Below are 16,434 nucleotides of genomic sequence, written 5' to 3'. Positions count from 1 at the left end.
ACTAATTCGGGTGCTCACAAAGTGGGGCTAAAAAATCGAATAACAAACGTGATGACAGCAATGTGTCGCCACAGGCACGCACGGGAATAACAGGCATTAACGCATTACAGACGACGATTTCATCGGCCTGCATAACCTCTTCCAACCCGGCATACTTTTCGACAATACTGAACGGCGATTGTGCCAGCATCCGGATACAGAATTGTCGCATAATGCCGTTCACGCCGGCCTGATCCAGCCGGGGAGTGTAAACCACATCACCCTTACGCCAGAACAAATTAGCCGCACAGCATTCCGTAACCCATCCCTCACTGTCAAGAACCAGTGCTTCATCTGCGTCCGTCTGCTCAAGATGAGAGCGAATCAACACCTGCTCGAGTCGATTCAAATGTTTAAGTCCGGCAAGCATCGGATTGCGCCCCAGACGAACAGGACTTAACGCCAGCACGATGCCTTGCTTTCGCCAGCTATCATAATGCGCAGGGTAAACAGAGACGGAGAGGATACGGGTCGGCTCATGGCAGCTTGCCCCACTGTAACCGCGACCGCCACTGCCACGACTGATAATCACTTTCAGTACGCCACGCGCATGCCCTGCAGCCAGTTTTCCCATTTCAGCTTGCAGTTCTGACCACTTATCGAAGGGGATAAACAATGTTTGGCATGCGTCCTGTAAACGCTGGAGATGCGCTGCAAAAAAGCAAATTTCGCCGTCGGTAATACGCGCAGTGGTAAAGCAGCCATCGCCAAACTGCGTCGCCCGATCGCTTGCAGCCAGCATATCCTGCTCACGGCCATTAATTAAGAACATAGTGGCTCCTTATTCGTGGTCCGCTAGTTTGGCAGGATGAGTCAACCAGGACAAGGACTGAAAGCTGAATAAAAAAAGGCCCGACAAGCGGGCCTTTTCTCTTAGAGCCAGGTAAGTTACCTGCTGGTGCTTAGATCTTTTTGAAGATCACAGAACCGTTGGTGCCACCGAAGCCAAAGGAGTTACACAGTGCGTATTCCATACCGCTAACCTGACGCGCCTCGTGCGGAACGAAATCCAGGTCACAACCTTCATCTGGGTTATCCAGGTTGATGGTTGGTGGAACAGCCTGATCGCGCAGCGCCAGAATAGAGAAAATAGACTCTACCGCGCCCGCAGCACCCAACAGGTGTCCGGTCATGGATTTGGTTGAACTAACCATCACGCTACGTGCAGCATCACCAAACACCGATTTCACGGCCTGGGTTTCTGCTTTATCACCTGCTGGTGTGGACGTACCATGCGCATTGACATAGCCAATACGACCAGGTTCAATCGCCGCATCACGCAGCGCATTGACCATCGCCAGTGCAGCACCTGCACCATTTTCCGGAGGTGATGTCATATGGTAAGCATCGCTGCTCATACCAAAGCCAACCACTTCAGCATAGATTTTTGCGCCACGTGCTTTCGCATGCTCGTACTCTTCCAGCACCACCATACCTGCGCCGTCGCCCAGCACAAAACCGTCACGCTCTTTATCCCACGGACGGCTTGCCGCTTGCGGGTTATCGTTACGCGTAGACAGCGCACGTGCTGCGCCAAAACCACCCACACCCAGCGGTGTACTGGCTTTTTCTGCACCACCCGCAACCATCGCGTCCGCATCGCCGTATGCAATGATACGCGCGGCATGACCGATGTTGTGCACGCCTGAAGTACAGGCCGTGGCGATGGAGATGCTTGGCCCTTGCAGGCCGTACATGATGGTCAGATGACCCGCCACCATGTTAACAATCGTCGACGGAACGAAGAACGGGCTGATCTTACGCGGTCCACCATTTACCAGAGAGGTATGGTTTTCTTCGATAAGACCGAGACCGCCAATACCGGAGCCGATAGCGGCGCCAACACGGTGAGCGTTCTCTTCCGTAATTTCGAGGCCAGAATCCTGCATGGCCTGAACGCCAGCGACAATTCCATATTGAATGAAGGCATCCATCTTGCGCTGTTCTTTGCGCGAGATAATGTCGTCACAGTTAAAATCCTTTACTAAGCCAGCAAATTTCGTTGCATAGGCGCTAGTATCGAAATGGTCGATCAGGCTGATGCCACTCTGACCGGCAAGGAGAGCTTTCCAGGTAGACTCTACGGTATTGCCGACAGGAGACAACATGCCCAGTCCGGTCACAACTACACGACGCTTAGACACGGTTGTCCTCCAGGGAGGGAAAAATAATTCAAGTGGGAAAAAAAGATAAAACTCAGGCGGTCGAATGACCGCCTGGAGATGTTCACTTACGCCTGGTGGCCGTTGATGTAATCAATGGCAGCCTGAACGGTAGTGATTTTCTCAGCTTCTTCGTCCGGAATCTCAGTATCAAACTCTTCTTCCAGAGCCATTACCAGCTCAACGGTGTCAAGAGAATCCGCGCCCAGGTCTTCAACGAAGGAAGCATTGTTAGTAACTTCTTCCTGCTTAACGCCAAGCTGTTCGCCGATAATTTTCTTAACGCGTTCTTCGATAGTGCTCATACTCTTAAATTTCCTATCAAAACTCGCTTTCGCGATGGTTTTCGTAGTGTATAAAATGTTGAAAAATTTGCAACTAAATCCCGGCAGGTCTTACCACGATTTTGCGCTATTTTGAGGCCATTCACCCTAATAACGCAAATATTTTTCAATCGTGGTTAAACCATGTACATCCCGCCGTTGACGTGCAAAGTCTCACCTGTGATGTAACTTGCTTCGTCGGAAGCTAAAAATGCAACCGCACTGGCGATTTCCTGAGCGCCACCAAGGCGACCCGCAGGAACCTGCGCCAGAATACCCGCACGCTGATCATCTGACAGCGCACGCGTCATGTCCGTTTCAATAAAGCCCGGAGCAACAACGTTTACAGTAATACCACGGGACGCGACTTCACGCGCCAGTGATTTACTGAAGCCGATCAGACCCGCTTTCGCCGCAGCGTAGTTAGCCTGACCCGCATTTCCCATGGTACCAACCACAGAACCGATAGTGATAATACGACCATGACGCTTTTTCATCATAGCTCGCATTACCGCTTTTGACAGACGGAAAACAGATGACAGGTTGGTTTCGATGATATCGTTCCACTCGTCATCTTTCATGCGCATTAACAGGTTATCACGAGTAATCCCGGCATTATTGACCAGGATATCGACTTCACCAAATTCTGCACGAATATTTTCCAGAACCGATTCGATAGATGCAGGGTCGGTCACATTCAACATCAGACCTTTGCCATTTGCACCTAAGTAATCGCTAATGGCCTGCGCGCCGCTTTCGCTTGTGGCAGTACCGATAACTTTCGCGCCACGGGCAACGAGTGTCTCAGCAATTGCGCGGCCAATGCCACGGCTTGCACCGGTAACCAGCGCGATTTTTCCTTCAAAACTCATGGTTTTCCTCTTTTATTGCTCTAGCGCCGCAGACATCGCCGCCGGCTCATTCAGTGCCGAAGCAGTCAGGGTGTCAACAATACGTTTCGTCAAACCGGTGAGGACTTTACCCGGACCGACTTCATACAGGTGCTCTACGCCCTGAGATGCCATAAATTCAACGGTCTTAGTCCACTGAACCGGGCTGTAAAGCTGACGAACCAGCGCATCGCGGATAGCATCGGCAGTGGTTTCGCACTTCACGTCAACGTTGTTCACAACGGAAACAGTCGGCGTGTTAAAGGTAATTTTTTGCAGTTCAACAGCCAGTTTCTCGGCTGCAGGCTTCATGAGCGCACAGTGAGATGGAACGCTAACCGGTAACGGTAACGCACGCTTAGCGCCAGCAGCTTTACAAGCTGCACCTGCACGCTCTACAGCTTCTTTGTGCCCGGCAATAACCACCTGACCCGGTGAGTTAAAGTTTACCGGTGAAACCACCTGACCTTCAGCAGACTCTTCGCACGCTTTCGCGATAGCGGCATCATCCAGACCGATGATAGCAGACATGCCACCTGTGCCTTCCGGTACGGCTTCCTGCATAAATTTGCCACGCAGTTCAACCAAACGTACGGCATCGGCAAAACCGATAACACCCGCACATACCAGCGCAGAGTATTCACCCAGGCTGTGACCTGCCATCAGCGCAGGCGTTTTACCACCCTGCTGCTGCCATACGCGATACAGCGCGACAGATGCGGTCAACAGCGCTGGCTGCGTCTGCCAGGTTTTGTTCAGTTCTTCTGCCGGACCTTGCTGAGTCAACGCCCAAAGATCATAGCCCAGCGCCGCTGAAGCTTCAGCAAAAGTTTCTTCAACAATTGGGTAGCTTGCTGCCATATCAGACAACATTCCAACGGTTTGGGAACCCTGACCGGGGAACACAAATGCAAATTGCGTCATGTTAAAATCCTTATACTAGAAACGAACCAGCGCGGAGCCCCAGGTGAATCCACCTCCGAAGGCTTCAAGCAATACCAACTGCCCTGCTTTAATTCGCCCGTCGCGGACGGCTTCGTCCAACGCGCACGGTACGGAAGCAGCGGACGTATTGCCATGTCTGTCCAGCGTGACGACGACATTATCCATCGACATCCCCAGCTTTTTCGCTGTTGCGCTGATAATGCGAAGGTTTGCCTGATGCGGCACCAGCCAGTCCAGCGCAGAACGGTCGAGGTTATTTGCTTCCAGCGTTTCATCAACGATGTGCGCAAGCTCGGTCACCGCGACTTTAAAAACTTCGTTACCCGCCATCGTCAGGTGAATCGGGTTTTCCGGGTTCACGCGATCGGCATTAGGCAGCGTCAGCAGTTCACCATAGCTACCGTCAGCGTGCAGATGGGTGGAGATAATACCTGGCTCTTCTGATGCGCTCAGTACAACTGCACCCGCGCCATCACCAAAAATAATGATCGTCCCACGGTCGGTTGGATCACAGGTGCGCGCCAGCACATCCGATCCGACAACCAGCGCATGTTTGACCGCGCCAGATTTTACATACTGATCGGCAACACTAAGTGCATAGGTAAAACCAGCACAGGCCGCTGCAACATCAAACGCCGGACAGCCTTTAATCCCCAGCATACTTTGGATCTGGCACGCCGCGCTTGGAAATGCGTGGGTTGATGACGTGGTAGCAACCACAATCAGACCAATTTGTTCTTTGTCGATGCCGGCCATTTCAAGTGCACGGTTAGCAGCGGCAAAGCCCATCGTCGCAACGGTTTCATTTGGCCCAGCAATATGGCGTTCGCGGATACCTGTACGAGAGACGATCCACTCATCAGATGTCTCGACCATTTTTTCCAAATCGGCGTTAGTACGCACTTGTTCAGGCAGATAGCTGCCAGTACCAATAATCTTCGTATACATGTACGCTCAGTCACTTTTTGGTTATATACCGCCACGAGCAAATCGCTGGTACGTTGACAGCACCCTCAGCCGGCACTGTTACCTGTGCACTCGTGAGTTGATACTTTCGCCACCGTCCAGCAGTTCGAATCCAGCTGGGTATACAGATTCCAGGCGAGCGGCAATTCGCTGAGGAACTTGTCGCTGCACCGCCTGCACTGCCTGTTCAATCGCGACTTCAAATGCTCGCTGATTGGCAGCACCATGACTTTTAATCACCGTGCCGCGCAATCCTAACAGACAGGCGCCATTATACTGGTCGGGGTTGAGGTGACTAAATCGCCTTGTCAGGCTTTTTTGTAACCAACGTTTTAATAACAGCAGCCACCACGACCGTTTTTTGCCCTCACCCTGAGATTTCAGCAGTGAAAGGAACATTCTGACAACACCTTCCATCGTCTTTAATGTGACATTACCTGTAAAGCCGTCACAGACCAACACATCCGTTTTGCCAGTCAGCAACTCATTGGCTTCAAGATAGCCTATATAATTGATAGAAGGGATTGTTTTTAGCACAGCAGAAGCGTCCCGAATACTGTCGAGACCCTTAGTTTCTTCTTCGCCTATATTGAGTAACGCAACGCGAGGCCTGGCAATCCCAACCACCTCTTCTGCCAACACGGAACCCATAACGGCAAATTGCACCAACATCGTACTGTCGCAATCCACGTTGGCGCCTAAATCCAGCACCACCGTTTTGCCCTTTTGCTGATGCGGTAAAACCGTAACCAGCGCAGGACGCTCAATACCCTCAAGGGGTTTGAGCAAGAGTTTCGCAAGACCCATTAGTGCGCCCGTATTACCAGCGCTGACACAGGCTTGCGCTCGACCTTCTTTCACGAGCTCCAGGGCAACACGCATTGAGCTTCCACGACTGGCGCGGATTGCTTGCGAGGGCCGGGCATCACTGGCAATAACTGACTGAGCAGGGATAATCTGCAGACGTGAACGTTGTTCGAAGTCAGCTTTGGCAAGTAATGGCGTGATTGTATCGGGATCCCCGACTAAAAGAAGAGTGAGTTGCGAATTAGAATTCAGTGCCTGCAATGCTGCAGGCACTGTCACGGTAGGGCCAAAATCTCCCCCCATGACATCTAACGCCAGGGTTAGACGTGTCAAGGTATCGTCGCTGCCCGGTTAGGTGTTTCCCCAGTTACCCGGGGAAAGCCTCACTAAGCTTCATCACGCGTGTACTCTTTGTTTTTCTCACCAAAGTGGGAAATCCATTGAGTCATGCGTGATTACTTAGCGATTACCTTACGGCCACGGTAGAAACCGTCGGCAGTGATGTGGTGACGCAGGTGTTGTTCACCAGAAGTTTTGTCTACAGACAGGCTGGTGACTGCGGTCAGAGCGTCATGAGAACGACGCATGCCACGTTTGGAACGGGTTGGTTTATTCTGTTGTACGGCCATGGACCTTACTCCTCAATTACTTACGCTTTAAGCTGGCTAATACGGCAAATGGGTTTGGTTTTTGCGCTTCATCAGGCAATTCGCCAAAGACCATGTCCGCCTCGGACACTTCACAGTGTTCAGAATCATGCACCGGAACTACCGGCAAGGAGAGGATAATCTCATCTTCAACCATTGCAAGCAGATCGATTTCACCGAATTCGTTAACCTCAATCGGCTCATACGCTTCCGGGAGTGCTTCAGCCTGCTCGTCAGAACGGACAGGACTAAAACAATATGTTGTGTGAACATGAAGTGGGAACGGTTTCCCGCAACGCTGACACTCGAGCGTAACCGAAACCTTCGCATCACCGGTTATAACGGCAAGGCGCTGGTTATCGATAGCGAACGACATGGAGCATTCCACATCACTGTCCACACTGACTACAGAATCGGCGACGCGCTCTACCAGATCAGAAGTATAGATACCTTCATAATCGAGGCGTTTTTGAGCCGTACGAACCGGATCAAGAGTCAGGGGTAATTTTACCTTTTGCATAGGGCGCGCATATTAACTTTGTAACGTCATATAGTCAAAGAAAAAGGCAGCCTGTGGTTGCCTTTTGCCAATAATTCGCACACATTGCGGGTCATCGACTTAAAATCGATCACGACAAGCCATCGCAGCCAGCTTGAAGGACGCAGTCCATAGTTTAAAATGGCTCTCATCATTACGCTATATGCGGGGGAAAAAATATGCCTCAACTTATTCTTGCGTCTACCTCTCCCTGGCGTCGCGCTTTGCTCGAAAAATTGGCCATCCCGTTTGAATGCGCAGCTCCAGAGGTTGATGAAACCCCCTTACCCGGCGAAACACCCCGACATTTAGTGTTACGCCTTGCACAGGAAAAAGCGCAATCCCTTGCCCATCGGTTTCCATCACATTTGATAATTGGGTCTGATCAAATTTGTGTTCTTGATGGTGAAATAACCGGCAAGCCGTTAACGGAAGAAAACGCCAGACAACAATTAACCAAAGCCAGTGGAAATATTGTCACGTTTTATACCGGACTGGCGCTTTATAATTCAGCTAACGGTCATCTACAAACCGAAGTTGAACCGTTCGATGTCCATTTTCGCCATTTAAGCGAAATGGAAATTGAAGATTACGTGCGTAAAGAACGCCCGTTACATTGCGCAGGTAGTTTTAAAAGTGAAGGATTAGGTATCGCACTCTTTGAGCGTCTGGAGGGCCGCGACCCTAACACACTGATTGGCTTGCCGCTGATCGCGTTGTGTCAGATGCTGCGCAGGGAAGACATGAACCCGCTGAACGCCTGATTAAAGAACTCCTGTACAGGCGTAATCAAGTAGGCCTGATAAGCGCAGCGTCATCAGGCGCGACGTAAATGTCTTATCCGGCCTACGGGTTTAACGCGATAAAATCGCAACGCGCATCAGGCTTTGCTGCGTAATACCTCAAGGCAGCGTTTCAGTTGATTATCCATCGGCGCTTCAACACGCATAACCTCACCCGTACCGGGATGAGTAAACTTCAACGCAGCAGCGTGCAGAAACAGACGGTTCAACCCCGTACCCGCCAGTTGCTTATCGAACTCACGGTCGCCATAGCGGTCATCAAAAGCAATCGGATGTCCGGCATATTGCGTATGCACACGAATCTGGTGCGTGCGTCCGGTCACGGGGCTGCAGCGCACAAGCGTGGCAAACGCATAGCGCTCCTCCACTTTAAAACGGGTTTCCGACGGTTTCCCTTCCTGATTTACCCGCACGATACGCTCGCCGCTTTGCAGAATGTTCTTTAACAAAGGTGCCTGCACAGCTTTGACATGCGGTTGCCACTGACCCCTTACCAGCGCCAGATAGTCTTTTTGCATCCCTTTTTCACGCAATTGTTCATGCAGTGAACGCAGCGCCGAGCGCTTTTTGGCGACCAGCAAAACACCGGAGGTATCACGGTCCAGGCGATGCACCAGTTCAAGGAAACGCGCTTCCGGACGTAAGGCACGTAAACCTTCGATCACACCAAAGCTTAATCCGCTGCCGCCATGGACGGCGGTGCCAGAAGGTTTGTTAAGCACCAAAATATGGTCATCTTCATACAAAATGACATCCGTCAGCGCAGCGACCTTCTGCAAATTCGGAGAAATCGCTTCTTCTTCACGCTCAGCGACACGCACTGGCGGAATACGCACAATATCCCCGTCTTCGAGTTTGTACTCGGGTTTGATGCGTTTTTTATTCACCCGCACTTCGCCTTTACGCAAAATGCGATAAATCATACTTTTCGGCACGCCTTTGAGCTGGGTGCGCAAAAAGTTGTCGATGCGTTGCCCTGCTTCATCGGCAGTAATGGCAACTATTTTTACGGCTGGAGTCTCTGTTTTCATGGGGGCCGATTTTAAATAGCCATCAAGATTCGCGCCACACATTTTTCTATGCTTATATTAACTGCTATACCCGATTACTTAAGTTTGACAGAACCGATTTGGTGGTTATTAAAGCAATCACCAGGCGGAAGTGTAAAAACTGTGAGTAACCGGGTGATAAATGGCAAAAGTCATCTTGCTATAACAAGGTTAGCAGTGGAATAATGAGCTTGTTTCCGTGTTGAATCTTGTTAAAACAAGAACTTTTCCGGAATGACCCAATTTTGCCCGACCGATCATCAACGCAGCAATGGCGTAAGACGTATTGATCTTTCAGGCAGTTAGCGGGCTGCGGGTTGCAGTCCTTACCGGTAAGTGCTCTATGGATTTCGCGTTGTAGGAAGGCGGCAAGTCTGGGAACCCCCAGAAGCTTACTCCTGTAAGTGTCTGGGGTGAGAAGATGAAGCCAACGCACCAACAGCGTGAAAGACGACAAGCACAATGGAAGCTTCTCTGGAGAGTAATACCCAGACTGTTCCCCTGATAATTGCGCTGTGTTTCCGTATGAAATACAGGCAACCGACACTCTGCGCCTCTTTGAGCTGACGATAACCGTGAGGTTGGCGACGCGAATAGACACGAGGCCATCGGTTCACACCCGGAAAGGCATTTCTCTGCCCGCAGCTTAGTCGTCAATGTAAGAATAATGAGTAAGTTACGATGAAAAGAATGTTAATTAACGCAACTCAGCAGGAAGAGTTGCGTGTCGCCCTTGTAGATGGGCAGCGTCTGTACGATCTGGATATCGAAAGTCCTGGACACGAGCAGAAAAAAGCCAACATCTATAAAGGTAAAATTACCCGTATTGAACCGAGTCTGGAAGCTGCTTTTGTTGATTACGGCGCTGAACGTCACGGTTTCCTCCCGTTAAAAGAAATTGCCCGCGAATATTTTCCTGCAAACTACAGTTCCCATGGCCGCCCCAACATTAAAGATGTGTTGCGTGAAGGTCAGGAAGTTATCGTTCAGATAGATAAAGAAGAGCGCGGAAATAAAGGCGCAGCACTGACAACCTTTATCAGTCTGGCAGGCAGCTATCTGGTTTTGATGCCAAACAACCCGCGTGCGGGCGGTATCTCTCGTCGCATTGAAGGCGATGACCGTACCGAGTTAAAAGAAGCGCTGGCAAGCCTCGAATTGCCTGATGGCATGGGGCTTATCGTACGTACCGCGGGTGTCGGTAAATCGGCCGAAGCACTGCAGTGGGACCTGAGCTTCCGTCTGAAACACTGGGAAGCCATTCAAAAAGCGGCTGAAAGCCGTCCTGCCCCGTTCCTGATCCACCAGGAAAGCAACGTTATCGTGCGTGCCTTCCGCGACTATCTGCGCCAGGACATCGGCGAAATCCTCATCGACAACCCAAAAGTCATGGAGATGGCGCGTCAGCACATCGCTGCGCTGGGTCGTCCGGATTTCAGCAGCAAAATCAAACTGTACACCGGTGAAATCCCGCTGTTCAGCCACTACCAGATTGAATCCCAGATTGAATCCGCCTTCCAACGTGAAGTGCGTCTGCCTTCCGGCGGCTCAATCGTTATCGACAGCACTGAAGCGCTGACTGCTATCGATATCAACTCCGCTCGCGCAACCCGCGGCGGCGATATTGAAGAAACGGCGTTTAACACTAACCTTGAAGCTGCCGATGAAATTGCGCGTCAGTTGCGTCTGCGTGACCTTGGTGGCCTGATCGTCATCGATTTTATCGATATGACCCCGGTTCGCCACCAGCGTGCGGTAGAAAACCGTCTGCGTGAAGCCGTTCGTCAGGACAGAGCGCGTATTCAGATCAGCCATATTTCTCGCTTCGGTCTGCTGGAAATGTCCCGCCAGCGTCTGAGCCCGTCGCTGGGTGAATCCAGTCACCACGTCTGCCCGCGTTGCTCCGGCACCGGTACCGTACGTGATAACGAATCACTGTCGCTGTCTATTCTGCGTCTGATCGAAGAAGAGGCGCTGAAAGAGAATACACAGGAAGTTCACGCTATTGTTCCTGTGCCGATCGCATCCTACCTGCTTAACGAAAAACGTACCGCGGTCAATGCCATCGAGACGCGTCAGAACGGCGTGCGCTGTGTGATCGTGCCAAACGATCAGATGGAAACCCCGCACTACTCCGTGCTGCGTGTACGCAAAGGGGAAGAAACGCCGACCCTGAGCTACCTGCTGCCGAAACTGCACGAAGAAGCGATGGCGTTGCCGACGGAAGAAGAATACGTTGAGCGTAAGCAACCTGAACAACCGGCACTCGCCACTTTCGCGATGCCTGATGTTCCGCCTGCCCCTGCACTGCAGGAGCCAGCCGTGAAAGCTGCCGCGCCTAAAGCTGCTGCCGCGACCGCACCTGTCGCTGCGCAGCCGGGTTTGATTAGCCGTTTCTTCGGCGCGCTGAAGTCCATCTTTGGCAGCAGTGAAGAAGTGAAACCGGTTGAACAACCGGCACCGAAAGCTGAAGAGAAAACGGAACGCCAGCAGGATCGTCGCAAACCGCGTCAGAACAATCGTCGTGACCGTAACGAGCGTCGTGATAATCGTGACAACCGTGGTGACCGTGACAACCGTAATGAGCGTTCAGAAAACGGCGAAAACCGCGATGAAAATCGTCGTAATCGTCGTCAGGCGCAGCAGCAGACTGCTGAAACTCGTGACAACCGCCAGCAGTCCAGCGATGTAGCAGACAAAGCGAAATCCGGTGACGAGCAGCAGGCTCCGCGTCGCGAACGCAACCGCCGTCGCAACGATGACAAACGTCAGGCGCAGCAGGAAGTTAAAGAGCTGAACCTGGCTGAACAGCCTGCGCAGGATTCCGAGCAGGAAGAACGCGTGCGTCAGCCGCAGACTCGTCGTAAACAGCGTCAGTTGAATCAGAAAGTTCGATTCACTGACAGCGCGCCGGTTGAAGCTGAAGCGGCGACCGCAGCCATTGTTGCTGAAACCGCCGTTGCTCAATCTGTTGAACAGTCTGCCCCGGCTCAACGTACCGAACTGGCTAAAGTCGATTTACCCGCAGTCGTTGCATCAGAGCAAGAAGACAACAACGAAGCACGTGATAATAACGGTATGCCTCGTCGCTCACGTCGTTCTCCTCGCCATCTGCGCGTAAGCGGGCAGCGTCGTCGTCGCTATCGTGACGAACGCTATCCGGTTCAGTCGCCGATGCCGTTAACGGTTGCCTGTGCTTCTCCGGAATTAGCGTCCGGCAAAGTCTGGATTAGCTACCCTGTTGCCCGTACTCAGGACATGCAGGTTGAAGAACAGCGCGAACAGAAACTGGAGCTGGAACAAAACGCATCTGTGGCAGTAGAGCCTCAAGCCGCTGCAGCTGTCGTTGAGCACATTGTGGATGTCCCTGCACAGGCAGACGTCGCGCAACCCGATGTTAGCGTAGTGGAAACGCAGACCGTTGTGGCTGAAACGGCACACCCGGAAGTGATTGCTACTCCGGTCGAGCAGCAACCGCAAATTATCGCTGAATCTGACGCACCGGTTGCCGAGGAGATCGCTGCGAAAGCCGAACCTGTGGCTGAAGTTGTGGCTGAAGTTGTGGCTTCGCCGGTTATCGAAGAACCTGCGGACGTCGTTGTCTCCCAGCCTGAAGCGGTTGAAGAGATTGTCGAGGTTGTGGAAACAGCGCCTGTTGTTGAAGAGGTTGCAGCGCCGCAAGAAGTTGTTGCAGCACCTGTCGTCGAAACCGCAGTCGTTAAGTCTGACACTGTCGCAACCCGTGTTGACGCAGAACATCTTCACAGCCATGCGACCGCACCGATGACCCGCGCTCCGGCTCCGGAATATGTGCCTGAAGCGCCGCGTCATAGCGAGTGGCAGCGCCCGGCATTCGCCTTTGAAGGCAAAGGCGCTGCAGGCGGACACAGTGCCAGCCATCAGGCAACCGCGCCAGCAACGCGACCGCAGTCTGTTGAGTAAGTCCTAAGCAATGAAAAAGCCGACCTCAGGGTCGGCTTTTTTTATACGTCGTGAACGCCCCTCATCCCTGCTACCTGTGGCATAACATCTTTCATCAACGCCAGAAATTTGCGTAAGCGGGTTGGATAATAACGAGCCCAGGGATAAACCAAATGCACGGGCAATGACGACGCATGCCAGTCAGGTAATAGCGTAATCAATCTTCCGCTGGCGATATCGTCTTCAACCATCCAGCTTGAGACAAGCGTAACCCCCAGCCCCGCAAGTGCAGCATTTCTGGCGACATAAATACTGTCGGTACTTAATCTGGGAGAAATATTTAACGTGATAGCTTCGTTACGCCGGTGGTGAAGTAACGACACGCTGTGCTGATAAAATGTATTTACCGCGATCCAGGGCAGCGCCGATAGCTGTTCAGGGTGAGTCAAAATCCCAAATTGCGCGAGAAGCTCAGGGCTTGCCACCATACTTCGCGGGACTTCAGCCAGTAAAACCGAGACCGTAGCAGGATCAACCTCAGCCCCAACCCGGATAGCGCAGTCGATATTGTCGCTGAGAAAATCAACGGTCTTATCATTCAGTATCCACTCAACAGATAACTGTGGATAGCGGGAAAGGAACTGCAGAAGCGGCTCAAGGAGTTGTTGTTGGCCAAACGCATGTGGCGCCCGAACCCGCAACGTCCCCACCGGTTCATCCTCCGTGATGTTCAGTCCGTCCTCCAGCGCCAGCCAGGCATCAATAATGTGTTTGGCATGCTGATACCCTCGCTCACCATCATCAGTCAGCTTCATTGCATGGGTGGTACGCATAATCAGCTTAACGCCCAACAGCGTCTCAAGGGATTGTAACCGCCGACTGACGGTTGCCTGGGTGGTGCCCATTTGCTTGGCCGCCGCTGAAAGCGAACCGGCCTCGACGATGCGCACAAACGTGCGCATCAATTCCACCCTATCTATACGTTCAGTTTTTATCATTTAGTCGTTATTCATACGTGTAACGTATAACTGTTTTACCACTGCGCTCGCTACCGTGCTACCGGTTGAAGGATAAAAATAGCCACACATCCCGTGATTGAGGAATCATTTGTGAACACACACACCGCACTTTCCCGTTGGGTCATTTTTGTTCTGGCACTGGGCGCTGGGTTCAGCGTTGCCGCAATCTATTATGCCCAGCCTCTTTTACCTTTAATGGGTCAGGATCTGGCCTTAAGCGTCACCGGCATGGGGCTGGTGCCAACGCTCACCCAGGCAGGATACGCGCTGGGCATTTTGTTTTTGTTGCCGCTGGGCGACCGTTATGACCGCCGGACATTAATCCTGCTAAAAAGCATCTCTCTTGCCGCGCTGCTGTTGGCCTGCAGCTTTACCGGTCAGTTGCATTCGCTACTGCTGGTTAGCTTACTGATGGGGATGGCAGCGACCATGGCTCAGGATATCGTGCCGGCCGCAGCCATCCTTGCGCCTGAAGGCAAGCAGGGAAAAACAGTAGGTACCGTCATGACCGGTCTTCTGCTGGGGATCCTACTCTCGCGGACCATCAGCGGGATGGTAGGTGAAGCCTATGGCTGGCGGGAAATGTATCAACTTGCCGCCGTCAGTATTGCCGTGATTGCCGTACTGATGTGGAAAATGCTGCCCCGCTTTACGGTCCATTCCACGCTGAGTTATCCGGCATTAATGTTCTCCATGGCGCAACTGTGGCAGCGTTATCCTGCACTGCGCAGGGCGGCGTTGGCTCAGGGCTTCCTGTCCATTGCCTTTAGCGCCTTCTGGTCAACACTGGCGGTTATGCTCTCTGAGCATTACCACATGGGCAGTGCGATGGCGGGAGCATTTGGTATTGCAGGGGCAGCCGGGGCGCTGGCAGCCCCTATGGCAGGTCATCTGGCAGATAAAGTAGGTGCCGGACGGGTAACACAGTTGGGGGCGCTGTTAGTCACGCTTTCATTTGCCCTGATGTTCTTGCTTCCGGCCCTGCCAGTACAGGGGCAGTGGCTGCTGATTGCCCTGTCAGCGATAGGCTTTGATCTCGGACTGCAATCCAGCCTGGTCGCCCACCAGAACCTGGTTTATAGCCTGGAGCCTCAGGCAAGAGGTCGTCTGAATGCGTTGCTATTTACCATGGTGTTTATCGGCATGGCGCTGGGTTCTGTACTCGGAAGTCAGGCCTATGCGCTGGCAAACTGGGAAGGCGTGGTGACACTGGCCACTTTCAGCGGCGTTGTTGCGCTGGTAATTAGACTGACCGGTAAATTGCCTGTTAGCCAGACAACTGCAGCCTAAAAAAATGCCCGCTCCGGGGTGTATGTGGAGCGGGCAGACAAACATATCCAGTTTCATGATATGTTTCAAAAAGGATCGTTACCGGTTGAGCTGGAACAGTGACATTCCCTGCATATCGGTAAACGTTTTATACGATGCCTGTAGCGCAGCCTGCTGCATAACATACGAAGAAATCGCCGCATTCCAGTCAACATCAACCAGATTGCTCATCTGCTGCGTTTGACCCAACGCGCGATCGGCCCCCAGCGAGTCCAGAGCGCTAAGTTCACTGAGTTGCGTACCGAGTTCAGCACGAACAGACAGCACGTTATTCAGTGAGTTCTTCAGACCACGGTTGGATTTATCGATGGCTGCTTTGGCTGCATCTCTTGCCGCATCATCGCCTTCAATCGGCGTATTCAGGGCCGCAATAGCGGAATCCAGCATGGCGAATAAGTTCGTTTCTGACTTGCTTCCATCTGGCTCCGGAACCGCGTTGCTGGTCACCGAGTCAAAAATCTTATCCCCGGTATGACCAATCACCATTGACCGAGCGGCATCGACCTGTTGGGTGATATTTTGCGTTCCACCACTATAGGCACCATCAGTCTGGGCAAATGGTGGGGCTTCCGTTTTGTATCCGCCAAAGATATAACGACCATTACCGTCGGTACTGTTCGCCAGATTCATTAACTGATCGCGGATCCCTTGCAAATCAGTTGCCAACGATGCCCGGTTATCATCACTCAATGTCCCATTGCCAGCATTGACAATTTTTTCCTGTGCCGCGGTAATAGCGGTCGTCGCCCGGCTTAACACGTTCTCTTCCAGTGACACTTTTTGCGTCGCGAAAGTACGCGCCAGCGTATATTGGCTGTTCTGTGCCTGAGCCTGTGAAAGCACCACGGCCTGTGATGCGGCAATCGGATCGTCAGACGGGTTGTTCACGCGTTTCCCCGTTGACATCTGCTCGCCAAATTTCAACCATTCAGCCTGAGAGTTGGTGATGCCGCGCATATTCTGCTGGTACATCATCTGAGTACTGATACGCATTGA

15 protein-coding genes are annotated in these 16,434 nt (G+C 52.2%); 3 read left to right on the top strand and 12 right to left on the bottom strand.

Annotation, left to right across the window (positions count from 1 at the left end):
- Window position 1: 1 nt before the first annotated feature.
- From pabC to yceD, 9 genes are all read right to left on the bottom strand, one after another.
- Window positions 2-811 carry an aminodeoxychorismate lyase gene (gene pabC, locus HV041_RS05515; RefSeq protein WP_061068120.1) on the bottom strand — a complete coding sequence of 270 codons (810 nt, stop codon included), beginning with the start codon at window positions 809-811 and terminating at the stop codon, window positions 2-4.
- Window positions 812-941: 130 nt separating this feature from the next.
- Entirely contained in the window at window positions 942-2,183 is a 1,242-nt protein-coding gene (gene fabF / locus HV041_RS05510; protein WP_005129014.1) for a beta-ketoacyl-ACP synthase II, read from the bottom strand.
- A gap of 86 nt (window positions 2,184-2,269) precedes the next feature.
- Complete coding sequence (gene acpP, locus HV041_RS05505; protein WP_000103754.1) at window positions 2,270-2,506, bottom strand: acyl carrier protein; 237 nt, start codon at window positions 2,504-2,506, stop codon at window positions 2,270-2,272.
- A 155-nt stretch (window positions 2,507-2,661) separates the two neighbouring features.
- On the bottom strand, window positions 2,662-3,396 hold the full coding sequence (fabG, locus tag HV041_RS05500) for a 3-oxoacyl-ACP reductase FabG (RefSeq protein WP_003036255.1): 735 nt from the start codon (window positions 3,394-3,396) through the stop codon (window positions 2,662-2,664).
- Window positions 3,397-3,408: 12 nt separating this feature from the next.
- Window positions 3,409-4,338: an ACP S-malonyltransferase gene (gene fabD, locus HV041_RS05495; RefSeq protein WP_061068121.1), complete on the bottom strand. Its 930-nt coding sequence runs from the start codon at window positions 4,336-4,338 to the stop codon at window positions 3,409-3,411.
- Window positions 4,339-4,353: 15 nt separating this feature from the next.
- Complete coding sequence (gene fabH, locus HV041_RS05490) at window positions 4,354-5,307, bottom strand: beta-ketoacyl-ACP synthase III (protein ID WP_005129019.1); 954 nt, start codon at window positions 5,305-5,307, stop codon at window positions 4,354-4,356.
- A 78-nt stretch (window positions 5,308-5,385) separates the two neighbouring features.
- Complete coding sequence (gene plsX, locus HV041_RS05485; protein ID WP_071887359.1) at window positions 5,386-6,465, bottom strand: phosphate acyltransferase PlsX; 1,080 nt, start codon at window positions 6,463-6,465, stop codon at window positions 5,386-5,388.
- Between the two features lie 122 nt (window positions 6,466-6,587).
- A complete protein-coding gene (gene rpmF, locus HV041_RS05480; RefSeq protein WP_003036242.1) occupies window positions 6,588-6,761 on the bottom strand; it encodes a 50S ribosomal protein L32 in 174 nt (57 codons plus the stop codon).
- Between the two features lie 16 nt (window positions 6,762-6,777).
- Complete coding sequence (gene yceD / locus HV041_RS05475) at window positions 6,778-7,299, bottom strand: 23S rRNA accumulation protein YceD (protein WP_003036239.1); 522 nt, start codon at window positions 7,297-7,299, stop codon at window positions 6,778-6,780.
- A gap of 197 nt (window positions 7,300-7,496) precedes the next feature.
- Here yceD and HV041_RS05470 point away from each other — a divergent pair, with 197 nt between their 5' ends.
- Window positions 7,497-8,081, top strand: a complete 585-nt coding sequence (locus HV041_RS05470) for a nucleoside triphosphate pyrophosphatase (protein ID WP_048211235.1) — start codon at window positions 7,497-7,499, stop codon at window positions 8,079-8,081.
- 116 nt (window positions 8,082-8,197) lie between these two features.
- On the opposite strand, the gene rluC is transcribed toward HV041_RS05470, so the two are convergent.
- Window positions 8,198-9,151, bottom strand: a complete 954-nt coding sequence (rluC, locus tag HV041_RS05465; protein ID WP_168216503.1) for a 23S rRNA pseudouridine(955/2504/2580) synthase RluC — start codon at window positions 9,149-9,151, stop codon at window positions 8,198-8,200.
- 699 nt (window positions 9,152-9,850) lie between these two features.
- Here rluC and rne point away from each other — a divergent pair.
- Complete coding sequence (rne, locus tag HV041_RS05460) at window positions 9,851-13,111, top strand: ribonuclease E (RefSeq protein WP_121584800.1); 3,261 nt, start codon at window positions 9,851-9,853, stop codon at window positions 13,109-13,111.
- A 41-nt stretch (window positions 13,112-13,152) separates the two neighbouring features.
- Here the strand turns inward: rne and HV041_RS05455 are convergent, their stop codons facing one another.
- On the bottom strand, window positions 13,153-14,088 hold the full coding sequence (locus tag HV041_RS05455) for a LysR family transcriptional regulator (RefSeq protein ID WP_116360495.1): 936 nt from the start codon (window positions 14,086-14,088) through the stop codon (window positions 13,153-13,155).
- Window positions 14,089-14,199: 111 nt separating this feature from the next.
- On the opposite strand from HV041_RS05455, the gene HV041_RS05450 reads away from it, so the two are divergent.
- A complete protein-coding gene (locus HV041_RS05450; RefSeq protein ID WP_119922042.1) occupies window positions 14,200-15,399 on the top strand; it encodes an MFS transporter in 1,200 nt (399 codons plus the stop codon).
- Between the two features lie 78 nt (window positions 15,400-15,477).
- Here the strand turns inward: HV041_RS05450 and flgL are convergent, their stop codons facing one another.
- On the bottom strand, window positions 15,478-16,431 hold the full coding sequence (gene flgL / locus HV041_RS05445; protein ID WP_048211231.1) for a flagellar hook-associated protein FlgL: 954 nt from the start codon (window positions 16,429-16,431) through the stop codon (window positions 15,478-15,480).
- Window positions 16,432-16,434 lie beyond the last annotated feature (3 nt).

The organism is Citrobacter sp. RHBSTW-00029 (assembly GCF_014104295.1).
Classification (GTDB): Bacteria; Pseudomonadota; Gammaproteobacteria; order Enterobacterales; family Enterobacteriaceae; genus Citrobacter; species Citrobacter youngae.
The sequence above is the reverse complement of the archived record's forward strand: the minus strand, read 5'-3'. Positions and strand labels throughout refer to the sequence as shown.